Annotated in this window: 5 protein-coding genes; 3 read left to right on the plus strand and 2 right to left on the minus strand. The window is 71.9% G+C overall.

Features of this window, described 5'->3' with window-relative positions:
* Positions 1-87: 87 nt before the first annotated feature.
* Positions 88-1911, minus strand: coding sequence for a glycoside hydrolase family 6 protein (locus FHU28_RS28690; RefSeq protein ID WP_184687897.1), 1824 nt, complete (start codon positions 1909-1911; stop codon positions 88-90).
* 969 nt (positions 1912-2880) lie between these two features.
* On the opposite strand from FHU28_RS28690, the gene FHU28_RS28695 reads away from it, so the two are divergent.
* Together FHU28_RS28695 and FHU28_RS32910 are read left to right on the plus strand one after the other, a co-directional pair.
* Positions 2881-4119 (plus strand): hypothetical protein, encoded by a 1239-nt coding sequence (locus FHU28_RS28695; protein ID WP_260413178.1) that lies wholly within the window; start codon positions 2881-2883, stop codon positions 4117-4119.
* A complete protein-coding gene (locus FHU28_RS32910) occupies positions 4106-4975 on the plus strand; it encodes a class F sortase (RefSeq protein ID WP_184687902.1) in 870 nt (289 codons plus the stop codon). Before FHU28_RS28695 ends, FHU28_RS32910 begins: the two co-directional genes overlap by 14 nt.
* 64 nt (positions 4976-5039) lie before the next feature.
* Here the strand turns inward: FHU28_RS32910 and FHU28_RS28705 are convergent, their stop codons facing one another.
* Positions 5040-10106, minus strand: coding sequence for an NAD-glutamate dehydrogenase (locus FHU28_RS28705; protein ID WP_184687905.1), 5067 nt, complete (start codon positions 10104-10106; stop codon positions 5040-5042).
* A 288-nt stretch (positions 10107-10394) separates the two neighbouring features.
* Here FHU28_RS28705 and FHU28_RS28710 point away from each other — a divergent pair, with 288 nt between their 5' ends.
* On the plus strand, positions 10395-12362 hold the full coding sequence (locus FHU28_RS28710) for a penicillin-binding transpeptidase domain-containing protein (protein ID WP_184687907.1): 1968 nt from the start codon (positions 10395-10397) through the stop codon (positions 12360-12362).
* Positions 12363-12410: the final 48 nt, after the last annotated feature.

Here is a 12410-nt window from a genome sequence, read left to right on the forward strand (position 1 = left end):
CTGGCCGACGTGGGCGTCGACCAGGGGCCCGGGGAACCCGCGCGGGCGGTGCCTCACTCCCGCCGCCGCGGGTGGTACGGCAGCGCCTCAGGAGAGCGGCGGGTACGCGTTCTGCATGAGCTGCTGGAACTGGGCGGCGAACCACGCGCCGGAGATCGGCGCGTCCGGCAGAGCACCGGACATGCTGTTGCCGTTGCGGGCGTTGCCGGTGTACGTCGGGTCGCACATCCGGTCGAAGCCCTTGCCCTCGCTGTTCGGGATCTCCTTGCTCGAACCGTCCGACTCACCCGGGGGCTTCACCCAGACGTAGGCGTCGATCCCGGTCTCCGGGTTGGCCCGCGGCCGCTCGCCGAGACCCGCGCCGGCCTGGTTGCACCAGTTGCCGGTGTGGAAGCGGCGGTCGACCCGGCCGCCGTCGACGTACGCGTCCACGCTGGTCGACGGGCCGGGGCCGGTCGGCCGGGCGGTGCCGCCCCAACCGTTGCGGGAGGTGTCGATCAGCATGCCGATGTTGCTGTCGAAGCCGATCGAGACCAGCTTCTGCCGGAACGCCTGGGCGAACGACAGCTCGTCGAGGTACTGGTTCCAGTCGGCCCACTTGGACTGCCGGACGGTCTGCCCGTTCACCGTGTCGGTGATCTTGACGTACGGCTCCTTCAGCGCGGAGTAGTTCGCCGTGTTGACGATGAAGCCCTGCACGTTGGCGACGGTGCTGCCGGACGCCACGGCGGCGGCCTTGAGCTGGTCGGCGACCGGGCCGAAGTTGCTGTCCCAGCCGATCCAGCCGTGGTGGGCGGCGTCGATGTAGTTGTAGACGTTGCCGATCGCACCCAGCTTCGCCAGGGCGTAGCCGACACCGTTCACGTACGCGCCGTTGGCCTTCACCGTGTCACACATGACCGTGCCGCCCGCGTTGCCCGAGGTGTTGGTCACCAGGTTGGGCAGCGAGTCGATCTCGATGATGTTGACGATGCGCAGGTTCCGGTACTTCGTGTCGCCCTGGATCGCGGCGATCGGGTCGATGTACTCGGACTTGTAGCGGGGCAGCTCGTCCGGGCCCAGCTCACCGTTGGAGGCGAGCGCCGAGCAGTCGCGGCCGGGCAGGTTGTAGATGACGAACTGGATGTAGCCGGCGCCCTGGGCGAGCGCGGCGTCCAGGTGTTCACGGACGCCCATCGCGCCGTTGGAGCTGCTGTCCGGCGTGCCGTTGATGGCGGCGATCCGGTCGAGCCAGACCGCGGTCGGGTTGTTCGACACCCGGTTGCCGCCGGACACCGACTCGGCCTTGGCCTTCCACTCGGGGTTCACGTACCCCTTCACCCCGGCGTACGGGTTGTCGACCCGCTGCCCGGGCGGCGGCTGCGACGTCGGCGGGGTCGACGTCGGCGGCGTGCTCGTGGGCGGCGTGCTCGTGGGCGGCGTGCTGGTCGGCGGCGTGCTCGTGGGCGGCGTGCTCGTCGGCGGGGTGCTGGTGGTCGGCGTACCGCCGTTGCAGACCGTGCCGTTGAGCGTGAACTGGGTCGGCTTGGGGTTGCTGCCGCTCCAGGAGCCGTTGAAGCCGATGGTGGTGCTGGCGCCGCTGGCGAGCGCCCCGTTGTACGACTCGTTCTGCGCGGTGACGTTCTGGCCGCTCTGGGACCACCGCGCGGACCAGCCGTTCACCACCCGCTGCGAGCTGTTCGGGAAGGTGAAGCCGAGGTTCCACGAGGTGAGCGCGTCACCGATGTTCTTGATGGTCACGGTGCCGGTGAATCCACCGGGCCAGTCGCTCGTCGTATAGGTCACGCTGCACTGGGTGGCGGCCTGCGCCGCGGTGACCGGGAGGGTCACCAGTCCACCGGCTACCAGGACGCCGGCGCTGGTCAGCGCGAGCGCCCGGTTCCGGCCGGACAGCCTTCTCCACAGATTCATGCCACTGATCTCCTTGGGCGAGACCGGATCCGCGTACGGCCCGGCGCAAATGGCGGCTGCGGTCGCCCTGCGGGAACGACCGTGCGCGCCACGGGTTACTTCGGGGGACGCCCGACCCGGACGGGCGTTGGGGGTGGTGGTGCCGACCGGTCCGCAGGACCGGTCGATGGAGCCGGACGTCGGCCGGTGAACCGGCTGCCCTCGACGCCTGAGCTCGCGGTGTGGCTCCCCGAACCGCGTGCAGCGATTCTTGCATGGGAGCGCTTCCATGGCAATGCCTCGATGCGCCTCGGGCCCACCCTACCGCCCTCTCCGAACCCGCCCCACCACCCGCCGCGCCCACCGCCCGCCCGGACCCCGCCCACCAATCGGCGCGTCCTGCCAGCCGGTGCGCCCCACCAGCCGGTGCGCCCCACCAGCCGGCCCGCCGCACTCACCCCACCCACCCGTGCGCCCTACCAGCCGGCCCGCCGCACTCACCCCCGTCCACCTACGATCCCCCGTCGGCGCTGGGCCGGCGTCGCCGCCGAGCTCGCCGGCGACCGCCCTCGCGGGTACACCCACCTCGCCGCACCCACCCTCACGCCGGGCGGCGGACCGCCCGGTACGCCGCCCCGGCCGGGTGGAACGCCATGGGTGCCAAAACGGCCCGATGACACCCATGACGCTCCACCGGCGGAGGCGCGCCCTGCCTCCGACCGCCCGGGACGGGCGGAGCGGCGACGGCGACGGCGACGGCGACGGCGACGGCAAAGGGAAGGACGGGAACCGCACGAGCGGGATCCGGGTCGCGGGGTCGCCGAAGTCGGGCCGATCGGCGCGTGGAGTCGGGGACAGCGCGGACAGCACCTGACCTCGACAAACTCCTAAAAGCGAATCTTTCCCCGGATAAGTTGCGAAAAGGTCTAACGTCGGCCTTAGCTCGACTGACGTCGGGCTCAGGACGAAACAGGGATGGAGACGCTGGTCATGGCTAAGAAAATGCTCGGGAAGGTGGTCGCGAGCGCTGCCCTCGGCGGCGCCGGCCTTCTCGTGTTCACCCCGGGATTGGCCTTCGCGGGCGGACACGATGAGGGCAAGGTCATCGCCAAGCCGCACGTGGTGAAGGCGGGGGACACCGTCGAACTGCTCGCGATCTGCTCAGAGCCGCAGAAGCACGCCACGGTCTGGTCGAAGGTGACCGGCAAGGTCGACCTGCACCCGGCCCGTGGCGGCGAGCACGGCGACTGGGCCGACCGCGGCGGCGACTGGGGCGGCGACGAGGACTGGGGCTGGGACGACAAGGGCCCGGACAGCAAGGACGACCACGGCAAGGGCCCGGACAGCAAGGACGACCACGGCAAGGGCCCGGACAGCAAGGACGACCACGGCAAGGGCCCGGACGGCCGCGGTGAGCCGGGCGGGGACGGACACGGCCCGGGCGGGAACGCCCCAGGTGGCTACGGGCCCGGCGAGAACGGGCCCGGCGGGAACGGCCCGGGCGGGGACGGCATGCCGCAGCCTCCGGCGAACCAGCCGCAGCCGGGTGGCGCGGGCGCCGGCACGGCCGTCGACCCGGGCGACTGGCAGGGGCACGACGAGTACGGCCAGGACGCCGAGCCGGGCTGGGAGAAGGAGAAGCCGGGCGCGACGGACTGGACCAGGGACGCGCACGGCCCCGACGGCAAGGACCGGTACGGCAAGGACGCCAAGGACGAGCACGGCAAGGACGACCGTGGCGGCCGGCCGGACGACAAGGGCAAGGACGGCACGGACGAGCACGGCTCCTGGCAGGACGGCAAGGACGGCTGGCAGGACGGCAAGGACGACTGGCAGGCGAGCGGAGGCGCCTGGCAGGACGACAAGGGCGACTACGGCAAGGACGCCGAGCGCGACTACGACAAGGGCGACTACGGCAAGGACGCCGAGCGCGACTACGACAAGGGCGACTACGGCAAGGACGGCTGGGAGCACGGGAAGGACTTCGTCTACTACGGCGAGGCCACCGTCTCGCACGACGCCCGGCCCGGCCGGTACGAGCTGAAGGGCTCCTGCGGCGAGGGTGAGCTTGTGGTCCTGCCGCGCGGCGGGGTCGACGGCGGTGACGGTGGCATGGCGAGCACCGGTGTGGACCGCAACCTCGCCACCGGTGGGGCGGGCATGATCGGCGCCGCGGCGCTGGGCGGCCTGGTGCTGCTGCGTCGGCGGCGGGCCGGTGAGCTGGTCTGACCGGACGACGACCCGGGCCGGCGGCCGTCACGGGAAACCGTGGCGTGCCGTCGGCGCGGCCGTCGTCGTCCTGCTCGCCATGGTGGGAGCGGGCCTGGTCGGCGCGTCCGTCCGGACCGTCCCGTCGCCCACCCCGCCGCAGCCGCTCGGGCAGGCGGGTCCGGTCGCCACCGGCCCGCTGACCGATCCGGATGGCGCCTACGCCGACCCGGACGCCGGAGGGCAGCCCACATCCGGCGCCGCAGAGCAGCCCGTGCCGGGCGCCGAAGGGCAACAGACATCGGCCGCCGGAGGCGGATCAGCGCCGGCCACCGCCGCACAACCGGCGCCGGGCGGCAACGGGCCGACGCCCTCCGGCCAGGGCACCCCGGCCGCGGCCGGCCCCGTCCCGGCCCCGCTGCCACGGTCCGCGCCGACGACCATCTCGATCCCCCGCATCGCGGTACGGGCCGAGATCATGTCGCTCGGCACGAATCCGGACGGCACGGTCCAGGTGCCCCCGCTGGACCAGGCCATGAAGGCCGGCTGGTACTCCCCCGGCGCCAGCCCGGGCGAGGCCGGCAACGCGGTGATCGTGGGCCACGTCGACTCCGCCCAACTCGGCCCGGCGGTGTTCTTCAACCTCGGCGCGCTGGTCCCCGGCGACACGATAGTGGTCACCCGGCAGGACGGCAGGGCCGCCACGTTCACGGTGCGCGAGGTCGGGTCGTACCCGAAGACCGCCTTTCCCGCCGCGCAGGTCTACGGCCCGTCGGCCGTGCCCGCCCTGCGCGTGGTGACCTGCGGCGGGGTGTTCGACCGGACGGCCGGAAGCTACCTGAACAACATCGTCGTCTACGCCCCGAGGACCGGGTGAGGGCGGAGACGGCAGTGGCCCGGTGGTCGGTTCCCCGACCACCGGGCCACGCTCGGTTGAACGGTCAGGCCGCCGCCGAGGTCCGGACCAGGGTACGGATCTGGCGCAGCAGCACCGACAGCGCGGACAGGTCGGCGCGGGACTCGTCGAACTCCCCCATCGCCCGGTGCGCCCGGTGGATCGAGGTGGCGTTCGCCTGCTCCCATTCCTGCACCCGCTCCACCGGTGGCACGTCGTCCGGGGTGGAGCCGAGCACCTCGGCGGTGAGCGCGGCCAGCGCGGCGTACAGGTCGTAGCGCAGCGCCATCCGGGCCAGCGTCTGCCACCGGTCCTCGCGCGGCAGCAGGGAGATCTTCGACAGCAGCGCGTCCACCCGGAACCGGTCGGAGAGCACGAAGTAGACCGAGGCCACCTCGCCCACGTCCCGCCCGGTCGCCTGCGCCGTCTCGACGATGTCGAGCAGGCCGAAGCTGTACATCAGGCGGGTCGCCTGCTCGGCCAGGTCACGCGGCAGCCCTCGGTCGACGAGCGACTCGATGTGCGCCGCGATGGCCTCCCGCTCGGTGCCCCAGAACCTGTGTTCCAGGTCCGGCAGGAGCCGGGCCACACCGTCGCGCAGCCGGGCGATCTCCGCCGGGACGTCGATCGGCGAGCGGCGGTTGGTGACCAGCCAGCGCACCGCGCGGTCGAGCAGCCGCCGGGTGTCCAGGTAGACGGCGGTCTGCAACTCGGGCGAGACCTTGTTGTCCAGCGCCTCGACCGCGTCCCAGAGGTCGCGCAGTCCGAACACCTCGCGGACCACCACGTACGCCCGGAGCACGTCCGCCGCCGAGGCGGCCGTCTCCTCGACCACCCGGAACACGAACGAGATGCCGCCCCGGTTGATCGCCTCGTTGACCAGGACCGTGGTGACGATGTCCCGGCGCAGCCGGTGCCGGCCCATCCGGTCGGCGAAACGCTGCCGCAGCGGCGTCGGGAAGTAGTTGACCAGGATGTCGGTCGTCCACTCCTCGTCCGCCAGGCCCTCGCCGACGATCTCGCGCTCCAGCACGATCTTGACGTACGCGAGCACCACCGCGAACTCCGGCGGGGTCAGCCCGGTCTCGGTGCGGACCGCCAGTTCCTCGTCCGACGGCAGCGCCTCCAGCGCCCGGTTCAGCGCGCCGGACCGCTCCAGGTCGTTGATCATCCGCCGGTGCACGGGGAGCAGCGAGGCAGCCTGGGCCTGGGCGTTGTTGAGCGCCCGCGCCTGGTCGTAGTTGTCCCGCAGCACCAGCTCGGCGACCTCGTCGGTCATCCGGGCCAGCAGCTCGTCGCGCTCCGGCCGGTCCAGCTCCCCGTCGGCCACCGCCGTGTTGAGCAGGATCTTGATGTTGACCTCGTGGTCGGAGCAGTCCACCCCGGCCGCGTTGTCGATGAAGTCGGTGTAGATGCGGCCGCCGGTCGCCGCGTACTCGATCCGGCCCTGCTGGGTGAAGCCCAGGTTGCCGCCCTCGCCGACCACCCGGCAACGCAGGCTCTTGCCGTCCACCCGGATGGCGTCGTTCGACTTGTCGCCGACCTCGGCGTTGGTCTGGCTGGACGCCTTGACGTAGGTGCCGATGCCGCCGTTCCAGAACAGGTCGACCGGCGCGGTGAGGATCGCCTTCATCAGCTCCTGCGGGCTGAGCTGCGTGACGTCCTCGTCGAGCCCGAGCACCGCGCGGACCTGCGGTGTGATCGGCACCGACTTGGCGGTACGCGGGTGCACGCCGCCGCCTTCGGAGATCAGCTCGCTGTCGTACTCCTCCCACGACGAGCGGGGCATGTCGAACAGCCGCTTGCGTTCCTGGAAGGAACGGGCCGAGTCCGGGTCCGGGTCGAGGAAGATGTGCCGGTGGTCGAACGCGGCCACCAGCCGGATGTGCTTCGACAGCAGCATCCCGTTGCCGAACACGTCGCCGGACATGTCACCGACGCCGACCACTGTGAAGTCCTGGGACTGGGTGTCGTGCCCCAGCTCCCGGAAGTGCCGCTTCACCGACTCCCAGGCGCCCCGGGCGGTGATGCCCATCTTCTTGTGGTCGTAGCCGGCCGAGCCACCGGAGGCGAACGCGTCGCCGAGCCAGAAGCTGTGCGCCTCGGAGATCTCGTTGGCGATGTCGGAGAACGTCGCGGTGCCCTTGTCGGCGGCCACCACCAGGTACGGGTCGTCGCCGTCGTGCCGGACCACGTCCTCGGGTGGCACGATCTCGCCGCTGACGATGTTGTCGGTGACGTCCAGCAACGCGGAGATGAACTCCTTGTAGCAGGCCACCGCCTCGTCCCGGTCGCCCGGCTTCTGCTTGAGCACGAAGCCGCCCTTGGCGCCGACCGGCACGATCACCGCGTTCTTCACCATCTGCGCCTTGACCAGGCCGAGCACCTCGGTCCGGAAGTCCTCGCGCCGGTCGGACCAGCGCAGGCCGCCGCGGGCCACCGGCCCGTACCGCAGGTGCACGCCCTCGAACCGGGGCGAGTAGACGAAGATCTCGAACTTGGGTCGCGGGGCCGGCAGGTCCGGGATGGCCTGCGGGTCCAGCTTGAACGCCACGTACGCCTTGGGCCGCCCGCCCACCGGCTTCTGGTAGAAGCTGGTGCGCAGCGTGGCCTGGATCAGTGTCAGGTACGCCCGCAGGATGCGGTCCTGGTCGAGGCTGGCCACCTCGTCCAGCGCCTCACCGATCGCGTCTACCAGCTCGGCGCTGCGCTGCCGTCGCTCGTCCAGCGTGGTCGCGCCCGGGGCGAACCGGGTCTCGAACAGCTGCACCAGCAGTTCCGCGATCTGCGGGTACGCGATGAACGTCTGCTCCATGTACTCCTGGGAGAACACGGTGCCGGCCTGCCGCAGGTACTTCGCGTACGCGCGCAGCACGACGACCTGCCGCCAGGTGAGCCCGGCGCGCAGCACCAGCTCGTTGAAGCCGTCCACCTCGGCCTCGCCCCGCCAGGCGGCGGCGAAGGCGTTCTCCACGTGCGGGCGCACCTCGGCCAGGTCCTGGTGCCGCTCGGGCAACTCCAGACCGAAGTCGTAGAGCCAGATCCGGCCGTCGACGCGCTCCACCTCGTACGGGTGCTCGTCGACCACCTTCACGCCGAGCGAGTGCAGCACCGGCAGCACGGCGGAGAGCATCATCGGCTCGCCGTACCGGTAGACCTTGAACCGCACGTCCATCGCCTCGTCGGCGTCGGCGGCGCGGCCCGCGTACGGACGCGGCGGCGCCTGCTTGCGGAACAGGTGCATCTCCAGCTGGCCGGGCTCCTCCAGCAGTTCCAGCTTCGCCAGGTCCTTCATCGCCTCGTACGGCGTGTGCCCGTCCTTGTAGCCCTCCGGGAACGCGTCGGCGTACCGGCTGAACAGGTGCTTGGCCTGCTCGTCGCCGAGCTTGCGCTCCAGCACCAGCCGGTAGTCGTCGTCCCAGAGGCGGGTCGCGTCGGCCAGCTCCTCGGCGAGCAGGTCGGCGTCGATCTCACCGGGCGGGTTGTTCGGGTCGGTACGCACGATGAAGTGCACCCGGGCCAGCATCGACTCGGTCACCCGCGTGGTGTAGTCGACGCCGACGCCGTTCAGCTCGCGCAGCAGGATGTCCTGCATGCGCAGCCGGTTCTGGGTGGTGAACCGGTCCCGCGGCAGGTAGATCAGGCACGAGATGAACCGCCCGTACGCGTCGCGGCGCAGGAACACCCGCAGTTGCCGGCGGCCCGCCATCCGCAGCACGCCGATCACCGCGTGGTACAGGTCGTCGGTCTTGATCTGGAACAGCTCGTCGCGCGGGTAGGTCTCCAGGATCTGCAACAGGTCCTTGCCGGAGTGGCTGCGCAGGCTCAGGCCCGAGCGGTCCAGCACCTCGGCGACCTTGCGCCGGACCACCGGCAGCTCCTGCACGCTGGTCCGGTACGCGGCGGTGGAGAACAGGCCGAGGAAGCGCCGCTCCCCGACCACCTCACCGGCCTCGTTGAAGATCTTGAAGCCGATGTAGTCGAGGTAGGCCGACCGGTGCACAGTGGCACGCGAGTTGGCCTTGGTGATGATGAGCAGGCGCTTCTCCAGCACCTTCTCGTGCGCCTCGGGCGTCATCGAGTTCAGCGACCGGGCCTCCGGCGAGTCGGAGCGCAAAATGCCCAGCCCGGTGCCGAGCACCGCCTCCAGGGCCTGCCCGCCGCCGCGCGCGCCGTCGGTGTCGACCAGGCGGTACTCCCGGTAGCCGAGGAACGTGAAGTGGTCGTGCGCCAGCCAGCGCAGCAGCTCCACCGAGTCGGTGATGTCCTTCTCCGGCACCGGCGGGCGATTGTCCGACGTCCGGGCGGCGGCCAGCTCGTCGGCGAGGGCCAGCGCCCGCTGCCGCATCTTGGGCCAGTCCTCGACCGCCTCGCGCACGTCGGTGAGCACCCGCTGCAACTCGCGGCGCAGCGCCTCCCGCGCGGCCGGGTCACGGACCGGGTCGATCTCGATCCGCATCCAGCTCTCGACCAGGTCACCGGCGATGGCGTCGTCCGGCTCCACGTCCGCGGAGACCTCGGTGAGCCGGCCGAGCGGCTCGCGCCGCACCACGACCAGCGGGTGCACCAGCAGGTGCACGTCGAGGTGACGGGAGTTCAGCAGGGCGGTCACCGAGTCGACCAGGAACGGCATGTCGTCCGTGACGATCTCGACGACTGTGTGGTGCTGCTCGGCGTCCGGCTCGTGGATGCGCAGCTTCAGCTCGCCCGGCACCCGCTGCTGGGCCAGGTCCCGGTGGGCCCGGGCCGCCTCCAGCATCTCCTCGGCGGTGAAGCCGATCAGCTCCTCGTCCGGCGCGAACCGCCAGAAGCGGTCGACGAGTGTCGCCGCGTCGTGGTCGTCGCCGGCGAGCGCGACCGCCTGGGCGACCAGCCGCTCCGCGTTGGGAACGGGCTCGTCCAGCTCGGCGTCCTCCGACTCGTCACCCAGCGCCTGCGTCGGCAGGCCCAGGTCGTAGAGGGTGTCGATGCTGGAACCGGTCATCCCGGTCACTCCTGTGTCGAGACGGCTGAAACCGTCCCCGTCGGTCGCCGAATCGAAGCTGTCGTCGTCCCGGCCGGTGTCAGCCTGCCGGAGGTCGGGTCCCGGTTTGATCGCCGGACGCCGGTCCATCGGTGCCACTCCCCTCGACCCACCGCACTGTGGGTCACTCTGCCGCCCAGCCTAGGCCCTACCGCGCGGTACCTCCCGCGGCGGACCACTGGCCGGACGTCCGGATCGGGACTCTGTCCTTTCACCCGTTGCGGGTCCGTGGTCGGCCGCCCGCGGAGTACCCCGACTGGCGATGTTCATCACACTGCCACAGGGGCCTTTCCGCGCTGCCGGAGGCCGTGGCGGGGCGGTGGCGAGCGCCGGGCCGTACTAGCGTGCAGGGCAGTTAAGCACCGGAGGGACTGCTTCATGCCCGTGTCGTACCCCGTCCACCCCCGTCGCCACACCCGGCACCGCGCTCTCGCGGCGCTGGCCGCCGTCCTGGTCACAGCGGGCGCGCTGACCGGATGCTCCGGGGACGACGGCCCGGAGACCGCCGTCGAGACGTTCCTCGGCGGCTGGCGCTCCGGCGACCTGCAGGCCGTCGGCTTCATCCAGCCGACCGGCGGGCGGGTGCCGGCCGGCGAGGTGACCAAGCAGCTCCAGGCGCTCGCCGGTGAGCTGGCCGCCAACCCGCCGGAGCTGACCCGCACCGGCGAGATCAGCACCAAGGGCGACGTCGCCACCGCCCGGGTCAAGGTGAGCTGGGCGCTGCCCGGCGGCGCCCGCTGGACCTACGAGAATCCGGTACGCCTCAAGCGCGGCGGCGACGACCACTGGCAGGTGATCTGGGAACCGGCTGTGGTGCACGAGAAGCTGGAGGACGGCGACCGGATCGCGCTGCGGCGGGAGCCCGCGCAGCGCGCCGGTGTGCTGGACGGCGCCGGCCAGCCGATCGTCGCGCCGCGCCCGGTGGTCCGGGTCCAGGTCGTTCCCGGCGAGATCGACGACGTCCCGGGCCTGATCCGGAAGCTGGACACCGCGTTCAAGGCGATCCGGCCCGCGCTCAGCCCGCCGGTCGATCTCGGCGACCTGCCCAAGCGGCTCAAGGAGGCCAAGCCGGACGCGCGGGTCGACGTGGTGACGCTGCGCGACGAGGCGTACCGGCAGATCAAGCCACGCATCTACGAGCTGCCCGGCACCCGGTTCGAGTCGGAGCAGCTCCTGCTGGCGCCGACCCGCGAGTTCGCCCGGGCGCTGCTCGGCTCGGTCGACCAGGCCACCGCCGACGACCTCCAGGCCCACCCCGAGCGGTACGCGCGCGGCGACCTGGTCGGCCACGGCGGCCTCCAGGGGCGGTACGACGAGCGGCTGCGCGGCGTCACGGGCGTCACCGTGATCACCGAGCGGACCACGCCGGAGGGCAAGGTGGAGCCGACCGGCACGGAGCTGTTCCGCAACGACCCGAAGCCCGGTCAGCCGGTGAAGACCACCATCGACGTGGCCACCCAGAACGCGGCCGACGCCGCGCTGCGTGGGCAGACCCGCCGCTCCGCGCTGGTGGCGCTGCGGATCAGCGACGGCGCGGTGCTGGCCGCCGCGAACGGTCCCGGGGCGGCCGGCGAGAACCTCGCCTTCACCGCCCAGGTTCCGCCCGGCTCGACATTCAAGGTGGTCAGCGCGCTCGGCCTGCTCGACCGGGGCGCGGTGACCCCGCAGACCACTGTGAACTGCCCGAAGACGTCGACGGTCGAGGGCCGCAGCTTCAAGAACTCGGACAACTTCGAGCTGGGCGCGGTGCCGTTCGCCACCGACTTCGCCAAGTCCTGCAACACCGCGTTCGTGGCGCTGGCGCCGAAGCTCGGCCCGGACGGGCTGGCGCAGGCCGGCCGTACGCTCGGCCTGGAGGCCGCGTGGGATCTCGGCGCCGACGCGTTCACCGGCAAGGTCTCCGCCAACGGCTCGGCCACCGAGCAGGCCGCCGCCGCGATCGGCCAGGGCACCACGCTGGTGAGCCCGCTGGCCATGGCGAGCGCCACCGCGGCCGTGGCCCGGGGCAAGTTCGAGCAGCCCAAGCTGCTGCTCGACCCGGCGCCGGCCAAGCCCGCGCCGGCCGGCGAGGCGCTCAAGCCGGAGTCGGTGTCGGCGCTGAAGTCGATGATGCGCGGGGTGGTCACCTCGGGCAGCGGCAGCGCGCTGGCGGACGTGCCGGGCGAGCCGGTGCACGGCAAGACCGGCACCGCGGAGTACGACAACAACCCGGCGAACACGCACGCCTGGTTCGTCGGGTGGCAGGGCGACGTGGCCTTCGCCGTCTTCGTCGAGCAGGGCGGGGCGGGCTCCAAGGTGGCGGCGCCGATCGCCGAGAAGTTCCTGCGCGGCCTCGCCGCGAGCTGAGGCGTACCGGTCAGGCGATGTCGACGCCGGAGCGGGCCGGGTCCGGCT

Source organism: Micromonospora echinospora (genome assembly GCF_014203425.1).
Taxonomy (GTDB): Bacteria; Actinomycetota; Actinomycetes; order Mycobacteriales; family Micromonosporaceae; genus Micromonospora; species Micromonospora echinospora_A.

Bases quoted from the DNA above. Each gene is read 5' to 3' on its own strand.
- FHU28_RS28690 (WP_184687897.1), bottom strand. From the start codon at position 1,911: ATGAATCTGTGGAGAAGGCTGTCCGGCCGGAACCGGGCGCTCGCGCTG.
- FHU28_RS28695 (WP_260413178.1), top strand. From the start codon at position 2,881: ATGGCTAAGAAAATGCTCGGGAAGGTGGTCGCGAGCGCTGCCCTCGGC.
- FHU28_RS28705 (WP_184687905.1), bottom strand. From the start codon at position 10,106: ATGGACCGGCGTCCGGCGATCAAACCGGGACCCGACCTCCGGCAGGCT.
- FHU28_RS28710 (WP_184687907.1), top strand. From the start codon at position 10,395: ATGCCCGTGTCGTACCCCGTCCACCCCCGTCGCCACACCCGGCACCGC.